Annotated in this window: 19 protein-coding genes and 3 pseudogenes; 10 read left to right on the top strand and 12 right to left on the bottom strand. The window is 40.1% G+C overall.

Going from position 1 to position 16610, the window contains the following annotated elements:
* Positions 1–272, bottom strand: a 272-nt coding sequence (locus AC075L_RS09550; RefSeq protein ID WP_476387570.1) for a recombinase family protein, incomplete at its 3' end; no start/stop codon positions are given.
* Between the two features lie 180 nt (positions 273–452).
* Here AC075L_RS09550 and tnpA point away from each other — a divergent pair.
* Both tnpA and AC075L_RS09540 read left to right on the top strand, forming a co-directional pair.
* Positions 453–860, top strand: a complete 408-nt coding sequence (gene tnpA, locus AC075L_RS09545) for an IS200/IS605 family transposase (RefSeq protein WP_118566400.1) — start codon at positions 453–455, stop codon at positions 858–860.
* Positions 857–1960, top strand: coding sequence for an RNA-guided endonuclease TnpB family protein (locus AC075L_RS09540; RefSeq protein ID WP_173706204.1), 1104 nt, complete (start codon positions 857–859; stop codon positions 1958–1960). The genes tnpA and AC075L_RS09540 overlap by 4 nt, the downstream gene beginning before the upstream one ends.
* Before the next feature lie 293 nt (positions 1961–2253).
* Here the strand turns inward: AC075L_RS09540 and AC075L_RS09535 are convergent, their stop codons facing one another.
* The 6 genes from AC075L_RS09535 to AC075L_RS09510 all read right to left on the bottom strand — a co-directional run bounded on the left by AC075L_RS09535 (position 2254) and on the right by AC075L_RS09510 (position 5694).
* The gene (locus AC075L_RS09535) at positions 2254–2796 is read right to left on the bottom strand and encodes a Uma2 family endonuclease (RefSeq protein ID WP_022381196.1); all 543 of its coding nucleotides are present in this window, start codon (positions 2794–2796) and stop codon (positions 2254–2256) included.
* Positions 2797–2837: 41 nt separating this feature from the next.
* Positions 2838–3974: a type I restriction endonuclease gene (locus AC075L_RS09530; protein ID WP_118571524.1), complete on the bottom strand. Its 1137-nt coding sequence runs from the start codon at positions 3972–3974 to the stop codon at positions 2838–2840.
* Between the two features lie 163 nt (positions 3975–4137).
* On the bottom strand, positions 4138–4461 hold the full coding sequence (locus AC075L_RS09525) for a hypothetical protein (protein WP_330601062.1): 324 nt from the start codon (positions 4459–4461) through the stop codon (positions 4138–4140).
* Positions 4462–4647: 186 nt separating this feature from the next.
* A complete protein-coding gene (locus AC075L_RS09520; protein WP_008704146.1) occupies positions 4648–4875 on the bottom strand; it encodes a type II toxin-antitoxin system MqsA family antitoxin in 228 nt (75 codons plus the stop codon).
* On the bottom strand, positions 4875–5195 hold the full coding sequence (locus AC075L_RS09515; RefSeq protein WP_008704144.1) for a DUF4258 domain-containing protein: 321 nt from the start codon (positions 5193–5195) through the stop codon (positions 4875–4877). The genes AC075L_RS09520 and AC075L_RS09515 overlap by 1 nt, the downstream gene beginning before the upstream one ends.
* Position 5196: 1 nt before the next feature.
* Positions 5197–5694, bottom strand: coding sequence for a helix-turn-helix domain-containing protein (locus AC075L_RS09510; protein WP_022381007.1), 498 nt, complete (start codon positions 5692–5694; stop codon positions 5197–5199).
* A gap of 160 nt (positions 5695–5854) precedes the next feature.
* Here AC075L_RS09510 and AC075L_RS09505 point away from each other — a divergent pair, with 160 nt between their 5' ends.
* The 4 genes from AC075L_RS09505 (at position 5855) to AC075L_RS09490 (ending at position 8198) form a co-directional block, all read left to right on the top strand.
* A complete protein-coding gene (locus AC075L_RS09505) occupies positions 5855–6088 on the top strand; it encodes a DUF739 family protein (RefSeq protein ID WP_055057391.1) in 234 nt (77 codons plus the stop codon).
* Positions 6089–6197: 109 nt separating this feature from the next.
* On the top strand, positions 6198–6353 hold the full coding sequence (locus AC075L_RS09500; RefSeq protein ID WP_020994078.1) for a hypothetical protein: 156 nt from the start codon (positions 6198–6200) through the stop codon (positions 6351–6353).
* Positions 6354–6426: 73 nt separating this feature from the next.
* A complete protein-coding gene (locus tag AC075L_RS09495; protein WP_020994077.1) occupies positions 6427–6720 on the top strand; it encodes a phage holin family protein in 294 nt (97 codons plus the stop codon).
* A gap of 44 nt (positions 6721–6764) precedes the next feature.
* Positions 6765–8198, top strand: coding sequence for a GH25 family lysozyme (locus AC075L_RS09490; protein ID WP_173680691.1), 1434 nt, complete (start codon positions 6765–6767; stop codon positions 8196–8198).
* A 103-nt stretch (positions 8199–8301) separates the two neighbouring features.
* Here the strand turns inward: AC075L_RS09490 and AC075L_RS09485 are convergent.
* From AC075L_RS09485 to AC075L_RS09475, 3 genes and pseudogenes are all read right to left on the bottom strand, one after another.
* A pseudogene (locus tag AC075L_RS09485) lies at positions 8302–8397 on the bottom strand (manganese catalase family protein); the annotation flags it as partial.
* A gap of 3 nt (positions 8398–8400) precedes the next feature.
* Positions 8401–8676 (bottom strand): spore coat protein CotJB, encoded by a 276-nt coding sequence (locus AC075L_RS09480; RefSeq protein ID WP_008704137.1) that lies wholly within the window; start codon positions 8674–8676, stop codon positions 8401–8403.
* Complete coding sequence (locus tag AC075L_RS09475) at positions 8673–8996, bottom strand: spore coat associated protein CotJA (protein WP_049946897.1); 324 nt, start codon at positions 8994–8996, stop codon at positions 8673–8675. The genes AC075L_RS09480 and AC075L_RS09475 overlap by 4 nt, the downstream gene beginning before the upstream one ends.
* A gap of 366 nt (positions 8997–9362) precedes the next feature.
* On the opposite strand from AC075L_RS09475, the gene AC075L_RS09470 reads away from it, so the two are divergent.
* A complete protein-coding gene (locus AC075L_RS09470) occupies positions 9363–10163 on the top strand; it encodes an MBL fold metallo-hydrolase (RefSeq protein ID WP_118758973.1) in 801 nt (266 codons plus the stop codon).
* On the opposite strand, the pseudogene AC075L_RS09465 reads toward AC075L_RS09470, so the two are convergent.
* Positions 10158–10271, bottom strand: a pseudogene (locus AC075L_RS09465) (DUF6783 domain-containing protein); the annotation flags it as partial. The gene AC075L_RS09470 and the pseudogene AC075L_RS09465 sit on opposite strands and share 6 nt — an antisense overlap.
* On the opposite strand from AC075L_RS09465, the pseudogene AC075L_RS09460 reads away from it, so the two are divergent.
* Positions 10233–10487, top strand: a pseudogene (locus AC075L_RS09460) (DUF6783 domain-containing protein). The pseudogenes AC075L_RS09465 and AC075L_RS09460 overlap by 39 nt on opposite strands.
* Here AC075L_RS09460 and AC075L_RS09455 read toward each other — a convergent pair.
* Positions 10432–11091 carry a TetR/AcrR family transcriptional regulator gene (locus AC075L_RS09455; RefSeq protein ID WP_022381012.1) on the bottom strand — a complete coding sequence of 220 codons (660 nt, stop codon included), beginning with the start codon at positions 11089–11091 and terminating at the stop codon, positions 10432–10434. The pseudogene AC075L_RS09460 and the gene AC075L_RS09455 sit on opposite strands and share 56 nt — an antisense overlap.
* A 337-nt stretch (positions 11092–11428) precedes the next feature.
* Here AC075L_RS09455 and AC075L_RS09450 point away from each other — a divergent pair, with 337 nt between their 5' ends.
* Together AC075L_RS09450 and AC075L_RS09445 are read left to right on the top strand one after the other, a co-directional pair.
* Positions 11429–13519, top strand: a complete 2091-nt coding sequence (locus AC075L_RS09450) for an efflux RND transporter permease subunit (RefSeq protein WP_022381013.1) — start codon at positions 11429–11431, stop codon at positions 13517–13519.
* 58 nt (positions 13520–13577) lie between these two features.
* Positions 13578–16592, top strand: coding sequence for a phage tail tape measure protein (locus tag AC075L_RS09445; RefSeq protein ID WP_195280277.1), 3015 nt, complete (start codon positions 13578–13580; stop codon positions 16590–16592).
* The last annotated feature ends 18 nt before the right edge of the window (positions 16593–16610 follow it).

Raw genomic sequence — 16610 nt, 5'->3', positions numbered from 1 at the left:
TCCTGGTTACGGGCGAAACGACTGAATTTCCATACCAGGATCACATCAATGGGGTGAGAGGGCTGCTTCGCCAGGGCGATCATCTTCTGAAACTCCGGGCGCTTCTGTGCGTGCCGGCCGGAAACACTCTCAGTAAAGATAAAGTCCCCGGAAACAATCATGTCATTCTTTTGAGCGTAATCCAGCAAAAGGCGTTTCTGCGCATCAGGAGAAAGCTCTGTTTGGTCCTCTGTCGAAACGCGGATGTAAAGACATGCCACTTTACTGCTCATAAATATCACCTCGGTTTTATAAAATATGTAATTTTAACATAATATATAGCAAGAATTCTCCTTCCTCTATAGGTGGGAGATGAATTGCAAAAAAAACAGAAAAGAACACTTGTTCCGCAATGCGATTCATGGTATAATAGAATCAGTCGATAAGGTAAAAGATCAAAAAAGACTGTTTTTATGGAAAAAATAGATCACAATGCACATTCAGTATATTTGATGTATTATCATCTGATCATGGTGGTAAAATATCGAAGAAAAGTTATCAATGACCCAATTTCAGAAAGAGCAAAAGAAATATGGGAATATATTGCACCCCGATATGGAATTGTTTTGGAGGAATGGAATCATGATATTGACCATGTGCATGTAATGTTTCGTGCACAGCCTAAAACGGAACTCAGTAAATTTATCAATGCATATAAAAGTGCCAGTAGCAGGCTGCTGAAAAAAGAGTATCCGGAAATCCGGGAAAAACTTTGGAAAGAAGCATTCTGGAGCCAGAGTTTCTGCCTTTTGACGGCAGGAGGGGCACCGGTTGAAGTGATCCGTCAATACATCGAAACCCAGGGAGAGAAAAAGAATTGAACATAGCATATCGTTTCCGGATCTATCCAACAGAAGAACAGAAGATACTCCTTGGAAAAACATTTGGCTGCTGCCGTTTCCTGTATAACCAGATGCTTAATGACAAGATCCTGGAGTATAAAAAGACGAAAAAGCTGTTAAAAAATACACCAGCCATGTATAAAAAGGAGTATCCATTTCTGAAAGAAGTAGATTCGCTGGCACTGGCAAATGTTCAGCTTCATCTGGAGAAAGCATATAAGAACTTTTTCCGTGATCCCAAGGTTGGATTTCCACGTTTCAAGTCAAAACATCATTCCAAAAACAGTTACACAACAAATGTAGTCAACGGAAATATTCTGGTAGAAGATAACCGGATCCGGCTTCCCAAATTAAAATGGATCTCCATGAAAAAACACAGGGAGCCTGCAGAAAACTGCTGTCTGAAATCAGTGACAGTCAGTATGGAGCCGTCCGGAAAGTATTTTGCAAGTCTGCTGTATGAAGGATACAGCTGCGAAAACCAAGCAGCAGATGAAGATTACAGCAATGCCAAAATACTGGGGATTGATTATGCGATGCAGGGGATGGCAGTGTTTTCAGAAGAGATTGAGCTTGAAAAAGCAGGATTTTTCAGAAGAAATGAAAAAAGGCTGGCAAGGGAGCAGCGTAAACTGTCAAGATGTGTAAAAGAAAGCCGCAATTATGTGCGGCAGAAAAAGAAAGCTGCCAGGTGCCATGAAAAAATACGAAACCAGAGAAGAGATTATCTGCATAAACTGAGCCGCAGGATCACAGACCAGTACGATATAGTCGCGGTAGAAGATATTGATATGAGAGCGATGGGCCAATGCCTGCGTTTTGGAAAAAGTGTACAGGATAATGGATACGGGATGTTTCGGAATATGCTGGATTATAAGCTTGCCTGGAAGGGAAAGGAATTAATAAAGATAGACCGCTTTTTCCCTTCAAGCAAAAAATGCAGTAAATGCGGAAAGATAAAAAAAGAGCTGGGATTATCCGAAAGAGTATACCGCTGCACGTGTGGAAATGAGATGGACAGAGATCGAAATGCAGCGATCAATATCCGTGAAGAGGCAAGAAGGATGCTGGCAGTATAAACTGTCCATATCCGGACAATAAGTAAGAAAATACGCCTGTGTCCGGGCAAAAAGAATCGCGGGGCACGCGAGGATAGCTTGTAGATACTTGGCTCAGTAGAGTCATTGAGCAAGAAGCCCCCACTTCAAAATCTGGGATTTAAGTGGTGGGAGCATGTCACGTACAAAAATAACAGCCACACAAATGTTCTGATTGTGCAACTGCTCCGAAGATGATACAATATCTTTGCCAAAGTACGGAATCTCTTCGGAGATTCTTGAGCCGTCCCTGCTACCAACAGGGGCGGTTTTTATTATAATAATTCAGAGATCACAATTGATAAATCGGGATATATACATACTGGAATTTCATCGTCGAAAGAATACAATCCGGTACCCGATTCATTTTCAAAATCGTAGACATTTACGATACCTTTCAGGGGATTTATAATCCAATATTCTCTGACTCCGGCCATCCGGTATTTAAATAATTTTATTCCGTAATCTTTACTCTGGGTAGCAGGAGAAACAACCTCAATTACCCAGTCAGGTGCACCATGACAACCTTTTTCATCTACTTTGTCCGGTGAGCAGACAACTGTTAAGTCTGGTTCGACATAGTTCTTGTTATCTTCATTCAGGAACACTGCAAATGGAGAAACATATGGTTTACAGGATCCGCTTTTACTTTTAATGTAATTGCGGATAGTAGCATACAGTTCACCGACGATTACCTGATGCCTGGTATTAGGTGGTGCCATCATATAGATCTGTCCATCAATCAGCTCTGCACGTTCACCATCCGGAAGAGCGTAGATGTCATCTATTGTATAAATCCGTTCTTTGGGTAATGGCATAATGAAAACTCCTTTCTCCAATCCATTGAGACAGTTACTTACTATAATTTCTTTAAGTTTTTACGAGGACCTTTTTCAAGTAAAATTTTATATGGTTCAGGCATTTCATAGTTTCCCCAACGTGTGTACAAAACCTCTTTGAGCAAAACTGGATGTAAATATCTCTGAACAACTTCTATTATTTGCTCTGAGAAATTTTTTAAATCAGATATATCTGAAATTGGCATACGAATTTCATTTTTATTTATATCCGGAAGAATCAATAATTTTTGCGTTCCGGATAACGAAATACGGCAAATCCATTTTCTTACATTTTTCTCATACAAAACAGCAGTATAGGATCCTGTATGCTTAAGGCTGATTTTATTCACGTCAATGGTATTCTTCAGGACATCTTTGATTTCAGAAAGAATATCCCAATGTTCGTTTGTTTGTATATTGGGAGCTGATACATTTGAACTGGTAACAGTAGTGTTAAGAGCTGCCTGGATTTTATCAGTCAACAATTCATTTATGTAATCGGTTAGTGCTTTTTCTACAATAGGTCGAAACTTTTCTATCACAGACTGCGTTTTTGCACCTTTATATACTGGCTGAAGAAAAAGCTTGATAAAATCATCAGTCGGATTTTTAAACTGATTTTCGATAAAATTTTTAAATAAACTATTGTATTTCAATAATGAAGCAGAGTCCATAATTTCAGAGATATTAAGATTTTGTTTTTTAAATTTATTCAACTGAGAAATTTCTGCATCTTTGATATTAAGAAGATTGATATCTAGGAAAGGCTCTTTATCCATTTTGTTTGTGTCATCTAAATCTGTATAGAACTTATATTCTATACCATTGGTAAGAATGGCAAATTTAGCAGGTGTTGACACGAAATAGCGAAATAACTGAGAACTATGCCGGTCTAACTTCTTATTTACAGATTTAGCTTCAATAAGAATGACAGGATCTTTACCCATCAGGATGGCATAATCAACCTTTTCTCCTTTTTTAATTCCAATATCAGCTGTGTATTCTGGACAAAATTCTAAAGGATTAAACACATCATATCCAAGAAGCTGAAAAAAAGGAACAATCAGAGACATTTTTGTAGCCTCTTCGGTTTGAAGAGTATCCTTGATATTTTCAAGACGCTCGGTGTATTTTCTTAATTCATCTTTGAATTCCATAATGGAAATCCTCCCTCTGTGATATAGACAATTTTAATGCAGACTATTTTCCTAACCTCAATTCAATTAATTTTTGATGATATCCCGTTATTCGAGATATCTGTTCAATAGTAAAATCCTTATATTCTTCCAATAGCGAATCTGGTAATAACAGCTCCGTTCTTTAATCTGCTGATGAAATCATATGTATCACCGCAAATGGTTTGAAATAAATGACATAATTATCAACAACAGTGTATACACCGTATTTAGCATGGTAACACTGCATAGCCTCTTTTAAATATTCCTCCGTAGTATCCAGATATTCAGCCATCTCATAAAGATTCCCACATCCTGCTTCATAAGCCCTGATCAGGCCGACAAGCCCAATCTTTAGATTATACCCATAAAGCCGAGCTCGATATTCCTGCTTTCGGCTTTCTACCTTATTCTGGTCTAAAATGTTTCCGGAGCTGGTGCGATAATGCCCGATTTCTTCGGCAAGCACACAGGATTTTTCTGCTTGTGTTTCTATATCCTTTCGGATTGCTATGCGACTGCCGCGGATCAGGCCATCATGTTCAGTAAGAGGTTGTTCTTTAACAAGTTAACCCTTCTTGATCGGCAGCAGTCAGTAATTGTTCGTAATTCAATTGGGATCACCCCTTTAGCGATTAAAATAAAACGGTTCTCTCTAAGCTGTTTGCTTGTAGTCAACAACTGCAATTTCAGTCAGCATACCTTTAACTTTTTGAATAATTTCTTCAATTCGTTCAAGTGTTTCACCATTTAAGTATTCTTCCCCACATTGAGAACACTTTTCACAAGGAACATTCTTGATAATGATATAGCATCCCTGATAATCAGTCATGTAAGTTGTTGTAGAAGATTCAATATTACCTTTGCAGTAAAAACAAGTCATTATGCATTCTCCTTTCTGGTTTTGAAATCAGATTCCCATTTATCAAAACTGGGGAAATAAGCTGTTATAAGGAACAAATCCGATTCGTGATTTCCGATGACTACATGAAGATATTTATCTTCGATGCTCATCCCCAGAATTAAACAACTGGGGTAAGGATAATCATCTGGATATTGTTCGATGATTTCTCCATTCATAATACAGGCTATTACATCTTTTAAGAATATCCTACGCTGTTCCAGCCTTTTAGCTGCGTGGAGTGTAATACGAATGTTTTTAGGTATACATAGTTTACGCAATTCCAATATATCTAATGCCATATCATTCCTCCCATTTTGAATCATCATTCATAATATCCAAATCATGCTGAACACCTTCGGGTGTTTGCTCAACATCCGTCCGGGCATGAGCTGCAAGAAGATCTTCTTCCATCTGCTGGGCGGAGAGAAGGTTCTTAGAGTAGGCGAGAACCTTTCTCTGGTTATGAGGAGACAACTGATTGCAGATTTCTATGATTTCCTTGCACTGAGCAGAGACGGAAGAGTTCTGAACAGATTCTGCTTTATAGGGAGTTCTTTCCATAGGAACGTCAAAACCCATAAGCCATGCTTCACTTACGTTCAATGCATTTCCTAGAATAAAAAGCTTTTCTTGGTTAGGCTCTGTTTTTCCAGAACAGTATTGACTTATATCTGACTTATTCATTTTTACACTATACTTTTGACAATATGGAACAGTCAGATTAAGAATATCAACCTGCCGAAGTCCGCGCATATTCATTATTGTTTTTAAACGAATTGCAGTGTTTTCTTTCTTCATAATGTTCTCCTTTTCGTAATTGAAATATAACACATATTATGCAAAAGTTCAATAATAAAAACATAAAAGTTAAAAAAATTGAATTTTATGTTAACAGAAAATGGACGACGTGATATTACACAGATAATTCAAAAGCTTGAACCGGAAAGGAGGTATCAAGTTGGCATTCGATTATAACAAGCTACGAGGAAGAATCGTGGAGATTTTTAACACTCAGTCGAACTTCGCAAGTGCAATGGGATGGTCGGAGCGCATATTGTCACTAAAGATGAATGGAATGTGTTCATGGAAGCAGATAGATATTTGTAAAGCAATACAGTTGTTGAAACTTACTATTGAGGACATTCCGATCGTATGTACTCGGGTAGGTCACTACTCTGTACTTACAGGATAAGAGCATATGAGAGGAGAGTCAACGAAAGTCGTTCGACAAACTGCTTAAATTTGTATAAACAGTAACTCATACATATCATTTCCCATACCATAAAGAAGAGGTGAGGAAGATGTCAGAATTAAAACTGGTAACAAGAAATATCCGTATTAATGGAATTCAGCATAAAGCCAGTGATATGTCAGAAGAAGAAATCAAATGCCTGCTCATCCAGAGACAGGATATAATTCTTCTGAATATGAATTACGAAAGAAAAGCCGCCGGTTAAGGCGGAGAAAGGAGGAACATATTAAGGTTGCGAATCATAGAATAGAAGACCTGGAAAGAAAAGGAGAATGATTATGGAACAGATCACAAACTATGTAAAACCGGAACTCATCGTAGTAGCTATTGCCTTATATTTCGTAGGAATGGCACTCAAACAGGCACAGGCAGTAAAGGATAAGTACATCCCGCTTATCCTTGGCGGAATCAGCATTGCAATCTGCGCGATCTATGTGTTTGCCACCTGCACCTGCGGTACCGGACAGGATATTGCAATGGCAATTTTTACAGCGATTACACAGGGAATACTGATTGCCGGTCTTTCTACATACGTGAACCAGATTGTAAAACAGGCAAATAAAGACGAATAAGGGATGAGAAACCATCCCTTTTCGCTCTATGAAAGGAGACGGACATGGAAATAAGAGGAATTGATGTATCTGCCTGGCAAGGGAAAATTGACTGGAAAACAGTTGCTGATTACGGCATGGGGTTCGCAATCCTGCGGATTACAGAAGCGGGAAACGTGATAGATAGCTACTTTGAGCAGAACTTCTCTGAATGCCGGAAATACAATATCCCGGTTGGGGCATATAAGTATTCCTATGCTATGACAGTTGCAGAGATACAGAGCGAAGCCAAGAAGGTCGTGGAAGTTCTGAACGGGCGAAAACTGCAGTATCCGGTCTGGCTGGATCTGGAATGGAATAATCAGAGAAGCCTTGGAGCTGAACAGATCCATAAATTGGCAGAAGCATTCGAAAAGATTATCACGGCAGCGGGATATGAATTTGGTATTTATTGCAATGTGGATTGGTACCTGAATGTAATCTGCAGCCATCTGAAAAAATATGATTTCTGGATCGCACGTTATCCGGCATCAGATAACGGTACCTTACAGGAACGACTCCGGCCGGACTTTGGTGTGGGCTGGCAGTATTCCAGTAAAGCAAAGATACCTGGCATCAGCGGAACTGTAGATAGAAATATATTTTACAAAGATTATAACGAAGCAAAAGATATAAAAAAGGAAAACACAGTCATGACAAAGAGGGAAGCTATCAACGTAGTTCTGGGAATTGCAGAAGAAGAGATCGGGTACCTGGAAAAGAAAAATAACAGTAAGCTTGACAGCAAGACTGGAAATGCCGGATCAGCAAACTATACAAAATATTGGAGAGATATAAAACCATCCTATCAGGGGCAGCCCTGGTGCGCAGCGTTTATCTCCTGGTGTTTCATGAAAGCTTTTGGTCTGGATAATGCAAAGAAACTCTTAAAACACTGGCCGTATGTATACTGCCCAACCTTAGGCGTCTTATTTGTAAAAAATGCCAATCCAAAAGTTGGAGATATTGTTATATTTAAACACGGCGATACATTTACCCACACCGGCTTTATAACAAAAGTAGCCGGAGACAGGTTCTGGACGATTGAGGGAAATACTTCCGGAGCATCCGGTATCGTGGCAAATGGTGGCGGGGTGTGCCAGAAGAGCTATTACAACAGTAATCTTCCGGGGACAAAATTTTGTACACCGGACTATTCAATTGTTTTATCTGCAGATAAAGATGAAACAGACAAGACAACAAACCCAGAAGGAGGCGGCTACATGTTTAACCCAGAGACAGTAAAAGCAGGAGACAAAAATACATCTGTGCTTCTCTTACAGGAAATATTAAGAGCCAGGGGCTTTAAAGGCAAAAACGGCAAAGCCCTGAAACTTACATGGACAGCAGATGCAAACACGATTTACGCTCTGAAAGCTTATCAGGAATCCAGAAAAGAAGTTCTGGAAGTGGATGGTATTTGCGGATCTGCTACTTGGAAAGATTTAATTGCGATTTAAAGTAAATATAAATAAAAAAAGAGTAAGGGTACAATGAGTACCCTTACCCATAAGATATTGTATCAGCTTCATTGCTTCTTATATATTATAGGGTATTACACTATGGGCCACCGTACTGGCTCATGATATACTGTGCAATTTTGGCATTGGGTTGTGTGATATTGATCGGATATTGAAGCCTTTTTTCATAATTCCACATAAATTATCTGCACGCTCCTTCCTTTTCCCATGGGAATGGCTGTTCCATCCATTTCCAGATGGATTCTCCGGTCTGATCTGTAATGTCGATAATCAGGGGACCATATGCTTCGGCGTATTCTTTTAATAGCTTTTTTCGTTCCTGCACAAGTTCGTGACAGTAAGTCAGAGCCTTTTCATCACAAGGATGTGTGTCAAGGTACAGAGTCATATCATTGACTGCGAAACTGACCTGATCGATACGGTTTAATAACTGTTTTTGGGAGCAATCTGTTTTCATCTTCGAATACCTCTCTTTCCACAAAATGGTTTGCATAACTGTGGGAAAATGGTTCCTGCATTTAATGCATACTGCAGTGGGAAATTCTCTGTAAACTTCTGGCAGGGAACATATGCCATTGCAGGTTCCAGATACTGAAGATGCGAAAACATTTCATGTTTTTTTTCTTTGACACCTGGTATAGTACAGCTACAGCCTGTCGTGTTTCTGACAGAGCATTCGGAACTGTTCATATTTCTATTTGAAGGCTGAGGCATATTCATACCGCAGGTACGGTTATAAGGGCGGTTGCCGGAACATCCCATCCGATAATTTTCCATATAGAATTCCCTTCTCTGAAAACTGTTTACATTATATTTTATGTCATGCTCATAAAACCGTGCTCATACAAGTCGAAATTTCATTGCCCTAGTGAAGATTCGTTACTGTTCACATACCACTATCCCGCGAGGTGTTTTGGCATGAATATGCCAAAATCCCGAGACATACAAGCCAAAATTCCATTGCCGCAGGCAATTTGGAATGAATTTTGGCTAAGTTACTGTGAACGGAGTGAACAGTAACGAAGATTCATATCGTCTGACAGACAGATTTCTTTTTGTTTTCGAATATGTTATTATATATATAGGAAATATTTGCTGCCTTCTAAGTGTCAGCATCCAAAGAAAGTCGGGAGGTACATAAAGATGAAACTTACAATATTGGGAACCGGAAATGCAAAGGTGACGAAATGCTATAACACCTGTTTTGTGCTAAATAAAGATAAAGAATATTTTATGATAGACGGAGGTGGCGGAAATACAATTCTGAAGCAGCTGGAGGACGCAGGAATCAGCTGGAAAGAAATCAGCATTATATTTGTGACACATAAACACATCGATCATCTGCTTGGAATCATCTGGATGCTTCGTATGTATTGTCAGGGAATGGCAAGAGGACAGTTTGGCGGTGAAGTGACTATCTATGGACATGATGAAGTGATCAGCCTGCTGAAACAGATGGCAGAGATGCTTCTCACACCAAAGGAAACGAAATTTATCGGAGACAAAGTCCATCTGGAAGAAGTAAAGGACGGAGAAGATAGAACGATTCTGGGACACAGGGTGACATTTTTTGATATTCTGTCTACAAAGGCAAAACAGTTTGGGTTCTGCATGGAGTACGCAGAGGGAAAGAAGCTGACCTGTTGTGGAGATGAGCCATATAATGAATGTGAACAGAAATATGCCAAAAACAGCACATGGCTTCTTCATGAAGCATTCTGTCTGTTCTCTCAGGCAGATAAATTCAAACCATATGAGAAACATCATTCTACTGTAAAGGATGCCTGTGAGCTGGCACAGAAACTGGAAGCAGAGAATCTGATTCTGTATCATACAGAGGATAAAAATATTTCCAGACGAAAGGAGCTCTACACAGAAGAAGGCAGACAGTATTATAAAGGAAATCTCTGGATTCCTGATGATCTGGAAACCTACAAATTATAAAAAAGACAAACCTCCGGAGTGTGTCTGAAAAAGGCTTTCTGCAAGATGTGCGTCACAATTTGTGGGATATTGTGCCCGGATGAGGGCGCCGTAGCGGGCTACGGCAACTGAATTCGGGTGAAATATCCCGCAAAGTGGGGCGTGCAGATTGCGGGAATGATTTTTCAGACACGCTCCGGGATACAGAATGAAAAATCTGGGCTCCGGAGGCTTGCCTTTTTTACAGCAATCTTTTTAAATGTATCATTTATGAGGGTTGCCATAGTGATTATGCTGTATGGTCCACATGTGTTTTGGTGTCGGAAGACAAAACTTCACATGTAGTATGATCCTGTGAAAAAGTTTCCATAATTCCTGAAATAGTCCTGTGCAGATAAGGACGGTACTCAGCCAGAGACACAGGCTGCTGATACAGAATGCAGCTGTAGCAGGTGGAACCTACCAGCTCAATGATCGTAAAGAGCATCAGTTCCGGATTTTTATAATGTAGTCCGCTTTGAGCAAGCATATCCAGATAGGACTGATAAAAATTATATTCGTCGTCAGGCATTTTTTCCTCAAAAGCACCCTTGAAGACACCCCAGGCAAGATTCTTTGAAATAAACAGCAGGAGAGTACGGTCTTTATTCAACTCAGTAAGAATGTAATCTATAATAAAATGTACCTGCCTGTCAAATTCGCTGATATGTGCATTCTGCACAGCCTCATGGGCCCGGAAAAACAATTCTCCGGTCTTGTGGGAAACCAGTTTATTCCGGATATCATATTTATCCTTAAAATAGAGGTAAAAAGTCCCCTTGGCAACCCCGGCCTGATCTACAATATCTGAAATTGTAGTTTTGGTAAGTCCCTTCGTCGTAAAAAGTTCAAAGGCAGTGTTGAAAAGAGCATCTTTTTTCTTCTTTTTATTCAGCTCCAGTTTTCCCATTTCAGATTCATTCCTTCCTCTACTGTATACATAACATTTTAACCGAATCAGGTAAGTCCCGCTGCGGAGTTTGCGAAAAGCAATAAGCGTCTTACTGTTCACAGCAACATAAGCTTACTTTGTAATTATATTGTGATCATATATAATTACTATTTTAAACAAAAATGACTGAAAGTCAATATTACATTTTTGTTCTGGAAAAATTTAGACAAATTGTGAAGAATGATTATTGACTGAAAGTCATTTTTGTTATATAACATTCCATGAAATAAAAAATGACTGTTAGTCATAGAATGATCAAACAGTATCAATAATAAAGAAAGAAGAGGAGAAAAAGATGATTAAGGTAGGAAAGTGGATTGCAAAACACAAGATACTGATCATTATCATCGGAATTGCATTGCTGATCCCTTCATATCTCGGTATGGCGGCGACCAGAATCAACTACGATGTACTGAGTTATCTGCCGGATACCCTTGAGACAGTTGATGGACAGGACATTATGGTAGATCAGTTTGGGATGGGAGCCTTTTCCATGATAGTGGTGGAGGATATGGAACTGAAGGATGTAGCTGCTCTGAAAGAGAAAATCGAAGCAGTTGATCACGTGAAAAAAGTACTGTGGTATGACAGTGTCCTGGATGTTTCCGTTCCTGTAGAAATGCTTCCGAAGGATTTGAGAGAGGCATTTTTTAACGGAGATGCAACTATGATGATCGCGTTGTTTGATAATACAACATCATCAGAAACTTCCATGGAAGCTGTGACGCAGATTCGTAAGATTACTTCAAAGAATTGTTTTGTCAGTGGAATGACAGGCATTGTTACTGATATCAAACAGATCGCACTTAAGGAAATGCCGATTTACGTTGTGATTGCTTCCTGCCTTTCTCTGATAGTGTTGCTCCTTGCAATGGATTCTCTGGTAGTTCCGGTTTTGTTTTTGCTCTGCATTGGTGTTGCAGTCTTGTATAATCTTGGAAGTAATATTTTTCTTGGTCAGATTTCATACATCACTCAGGCACTGACAGCAGTCCTGCAGCTTGGTGTTACCATGGATTATTCCATTTTCCTGCTGAACAGTTATGAGGAGAATAAGAAGCGGTTTGAGGGTGATAAAGAGAGGGCTATGGCACATGCCATCAATGCAACCTTCAAATCTGTAATCGGAAGTTCTATTACAACAGTAGCCGGATTTATCGCACTTTGCTTTATGACCTTCTCACTTGGACGTGATATGGGTATCGTAATGGCCAAGGGAGTTGTTATCGGTGTTCTGTGTTGTGTTACTTTGCTCCCTGCTCTGGTGCTTACTTTTGACGGAGCCATTGAAAAAACAACACATAAGCCGCTGCTTCCAAGCTTTGATAAGGCATCTGCTTTTATTACAAAGCATTATAAAGTATGGCTGATCATTTTTCTGGTAATGCTTTTCCCGGCAATTCATGGAAATAACAATCTGAAGAATTACTACAATATTGACAAGTCACTTCCTTCCACGCTGGACAGTAATGTGGCAAATGCCAAACTTCAGGAAACCTTTGATATGAATAATGTTCATATGGTGTTATTAAAGAAAGGTCTGACATCAAAAGAAAAAACAGAAATGCTTGACCAGATCAAGGATGTTGATGGTGTAAAATGGGCACTTGGAATGGACTCTTTCGTAGGTGCGGCATTCCCGGATACCATGATCCCAAGTAATCTGAAGAAGATGCTGGAAAGCGATGAGTACGAGATGGAATTTATCTGCTCCAAATATAAAACAGCCACAGACGAGGTAAACAATCAGATTGATGAGATCCAGAAGATTGTAAAAGGATACAGTCCGGAATCTATGGTAATCGGAGAAGCACCTCTGACCAAGGATCTTCAGGATGTTACGGATGTGGATTTAAAGACTGTAAATACTATCTCTATCCTGGCAATTTTCATTATTATCATGGTTGTGTTTAAATCCATTTCGCTTCCGTTTATTCTGGTTGCAGTTATTGAGTTTGCGATTTTTGTCAATATGTCCGTTCCTTATTATCAGGGAAAGGAAGTGGTGTTCGTAGCAAGCATTGTTATCGGTTGTATCCAGCTGGGAGCTACTGTTGACTATGCAATCCTTATGACCAGCAGATACCAGAAAGAACGTGGTCTTGGAAAGAGTAAGAAAGAATCCATTGCCATCGCACATAAAACTTCCATGAAGTCAATTGTGATTAGTGGCTGCAGCTTCTTTGCGGCAACTTTCGGAGTTGGTCTTTATACACAGGTAGATATGATTGGAAGTATCACAAACCTGCTTTCACGTGGAGCTGTGATCAGTACACTGGTGGTATTGTTTATACTTCCGGCTATGTTTATGATATTTGATTCTCTCATCTGCCACACATCTATTGGATTTGCCAAGAAGAAACCGGCAAAAGAGAAGAAACAGTGATTCAGGATTTTTAAAAAGAAGCTTATTGTAAAGAGATAGAATAAAGGAGTAAGTTATTATGAACAGAAACAGAAAGAAAGCAGCTGCAGCAACGCTTGCAGCAGGAATGGCTGTAGTTCTCGGAGCAGGTACTGTAATGGCAGCTGCTTCAACAGGTGATAATGGATTGCAGAAAGAAGAAACCGTTTATGTAAATACAACTGCCGGAGGAGAAGTAACGGATGTCACAGTATCTGACTGGCTGAAAAATTCCGGAGACAGTTCCAATTCTGAGGTGAAAGATGCCTCTGATCTTCAGGATATAAAAAACGTAAAAGGTGATGAAACATTTACTCAGAACGGAAATGATCTGACCTGGAGTACTGATGGAAAGGATATTTATTATCAGGGAAAGACAGAGAAAAATCTCCCGGTTTCCGTAGGAATTAAATATTATATGGATGGAACTGAGGTTTCTCCGGAAGCTCTGGCAGGAAAGACAGGACATCTGAAAATGGAAGTGACATATGCAAATACTTCTAAAACAACCAAAACAGTGAATGGCAAAAAGACCGATATTTATTCACCCTTTGTTATGGTGACAGGAATGATCCTTTCTACAGATAATTTCTCCAATATTACAGTAGATAACGGTAAGGTTATTTCTGACGGAAGCAGAAATGTTGTTGTCGGTTTTGGTATGCCGGGAATGAAAGAAAGTCTGGATATGTCTTCTGATATTGCAGATGAAGTGAATATCCCTGAAGGATTTACAGTGGAAGCAGATGTTACAGACTGTGAGATGAATTCTACATTTACCGTAGCACTTACAGATATTTTCAAAGATATTGATCTGGATGATGTGGATGGACTGGATGAGCTGAAGGATTCAATGAAAGATCTGACGGATGCAGCAGTAAAACTGGTAGACGGAACCAAAGATCTTTATGATGGAACTAATAAACTCAATGACAAATATAAAGAATTTTATGATGGAATCGGAACTCTGAAAAGTGGTGTCAGTGATCTGAATGACGGAGCAAAAGAACTGGATGACGGAGCAAAGGAATTAAGCAGCGGAGCACAGACACTGAATACAGGGGCACAGACTTTAAACAGTGGTGTTTCCTCTTATACAGCAGGGGCAGACACACTTTCAGATGGAATCAAACAATATACAGCAGGAGTAGATACGCTGGACAGCAAGATGGCGGACTATGAGGCAGGGATGAAATCTCTTTCCGATGGTGTAAATGCATATGTTGCAGGCGGCAATCAGCTTGCAGGCGGTGTGCAGAGCTATGTAACAGGAACAACTACTCTGACAGACGGAATGCAGCAGTATATTGCAGGAGTTAATCAGCTTGCAGGCGGTGTGGGTCAGTATGCTGGTGGTATCAAGAGCTTAGTGAATGGAATTGGTCAGGTTGTTCCGGGAATTGATACTGCTGTAAATGGAATCCAGACTGCTGTAGAAAAAATGACAGCTCTTTCATCTAAAATCGATGCAAATCAGATTGCTAATTTCAGTGACAGCATGACGGCTTATACAACAGGCGTTTCTGATTACACTTCTGCAGTTGGCCAGTATATTGAAAGTGTAGAACAGCTTGCATCAGGACTGAGCCAGCTTGAGAGCTCACTTGAAAACATGGGAGCTTCCACAGCTTCAGAAATAGAAGAAAGTGCAAATGCAATGTCCGGACAGTTAAATGACAGTGCTGAAACCATGAACAGTCAGGCAGATGCAATTGAATCCTGGATCAGTGATTCCGCAGAGGCTTCTGTAGATGCATCTTCTGTAGATGCAGGAGTTGCAGCAGTCAGCAGTCAGCTAGAAGCAGCAGAATCTGCTTTGTATAATATTGATACCAGCAATATGGATGATGAAACAGCAGCTGCTGTAGAAGCTGCGATTGATGGTGCGTTAGGTTCTATTCAGGCAGCTGAGGACAGTGCATCTAATATTGATACATCCACAATTACAGCCTCCGCACCTGATACGTCAGCATTACAGTCAGCAGCAGACGCTTTAAGGGCATCTGCGTCCAGTGCAGAATCAACAGCAGATGCACAGGAAGAGGCAGTCAACAGCAGTATTGAACAGATGAAACAGCAATTACAGGCATTAACTCAGGGAATGAAGACAGTGCAGGAAACTGTATCACAGTTAAATGCAGGTGCAAAAGAGCTTACTTCTAATGATGGCACATTAAAAGCAAGTGGAACCCAGCTTGCTCAGTCAGGAACCCAGATTGCTACAGTAGTAAATCAGATGAGTACATTATTTACCGGACTTGGACAGCAGCTTCCGGAAATGCTGCAGGGAATCGATCAGCTGAAAGCAGGCTCTGATCAGCTGACTACTGCAAATAAATCTCTCCAGAGTGGATATGAAAGCCTTGCAAAAGCAAGCACAGAACAGATGATTTCCGGCGCAGATACACTGCTTAGTTCCGGAAAGACACTGACAGATGGAATTGCACAGCTTCAGGGCGAAAATAATGTTAATGCACAGACACTGTTAAAAGGAGCCAAGACTCTTAAGAGCGCAAGAAAGAGCCTGACCAGTGGTATGTCTCAGATCAATTCTGCAACAGGTCAGATTACAAGTGGCGTGGAAACGCTGGCATCTAACAGTGGAACACTGTACAGCGGAGCAGATCAGCTTTCTTCGAACAGTTCTACATTAAACAGCGGAGCATCTAAGCTTGCATCAGGAACCCAGACACTTGTATCCGGAGCACAGACCCTTGCATCAGGAACAGGCAGCCTTGTATCCGGCACTCAGACGTTAATGGATGGTGCAGATAAGCTTTCTGATGGCAGTGATCAGCTTAAAGATGGTATCAGCGATCTGAATGACGGAGCAAAAGAACTGAACAAAGGACAGAAGAAATTCTATAAAGAAGGTATTAAGAAACTGGATGATACAGTAAACGGAGATCTTCAGGATATTCTTGACAGATTTGAGGTAATCCAGTCTGACGATGTAATGTACACAACATTCACAGACAGATCCGGCGATATGGACGGAAATGTTAAATTTATTTTCGAATCTGACCCGATTGAAATCAGTGATGATGAGAAATAGATATCATAAACCTGAGAC

Source organism: Blautia sp. ZXY-1-B12 (assembly GCF_056339915.1).
The sequence above is the reverse complement of the archived record's forward strand: the minus strand, read 5'-3'. Positions and strand labels throughout refer to the sequence as shown.

Bases quoted from the DNA above. Each gene is read 5' to 3' on its own strand.
- tnpA (WP_118566400.1), top strand. From the start codon at position 453: ATGGAAAAAATAGATCACAATGCACATTCAGTATATTTGATGTATTAT.
- AC075L_RS09535 (WP_022381196.1), bottom strand. From the start codon at position 2,796: ATGCCATTACCCAAAGAACGGATTTATACAATAGATGACATCTACGCT.
- AC075L_RS09530 (WP_118571524.1), bottom strand. From the start codon at position 3,974: ATGGAATTCAAAGATGAATTAAGAAAATACACCGAGCGTCTTGAAAAT.
- AC075L_RS09520 (WP_008704146.1), bottom strand. From the start codon at position 4,875: ATGACTTGTTTTTACTGCAAAGGTAATATTGAATCTTCTACAACAACT.
- AC075L_RS09515 (WP_008704144.1), bottom strand. From the start codon at position 5,195: ATGGCATTAGATATATTGGAATTGCGTAAACTATGTATACCTAAAAAC.
- AC075L_RS09510 (WP_022381007.1), bottom strand. From the start codon at position 5,694: ATGAAGAAAGAAAACACTGCAATTCGTTTAAAAACAATAATGAATATG.
- AC075L_RS09500 (WP_020994078.1), top strand. From the start codon at position 6,198: ATGTCAGAATTAAAACTGGTAACAAGAAATATCCGTATTAATGGAATT.
- AC075L_RS09495 (WP_020994077.1), top strand. From the start codon at position 6,427: ATGGAACAGATCACAAACTATGTAAAACCGGAACTCATCGTAGTAGCT.
- AC075L_RS09490 (WP_173680691.1), top strand. From the start codon at position 6,765: ATGGAAATAAGAGGAATTGATGTATCTGCCTGGCAAGGGAAAATTGAC.
- AC075L_RS09480 (WP_008704137.1), bottom strand. From the start codon at position 8,676: ATGAAAACAGATTGCTCCCAAAAACAGTTATTAAACCGTATCGATCAG.
- AC075L_RS09475 (WP_049946897.1), bottom strand. From the start codon at position 8,996: ATGGAAAATTATCGGATGGGATGTTCCGGCAACCGCCCTTATAACCGT.
- AC075L_RS09470 (WP_118758973.1), top strand. From the start codon at position 9,363: ATGAAACTTACAATATTGGGAACCGGAAATGCAAAGGTGACGAAATGC.
- AC075L_RS09455 (WP_022381012.1), bottom strand. From the start codon at position 11,091: ATGGGAAAACTGGAGCTGAATAAAAAGAAGAAAAAAGATGCTCTTTTC.
- AC075L_RS09450 (WP_022381013.1), top strand. From the start codon at position 11,429: ATGATTAAGGTAGGAAAGTGGATTGCAAAACACAAGATACTGATCATT.
- AC075L_RS09445 (WP_195280277.1), top strand. From the start codon at position 13,578: ATGAACAGAAACAGAAAGAAAGCAGCTGCAGCAACGCTTGCAGCAGGA.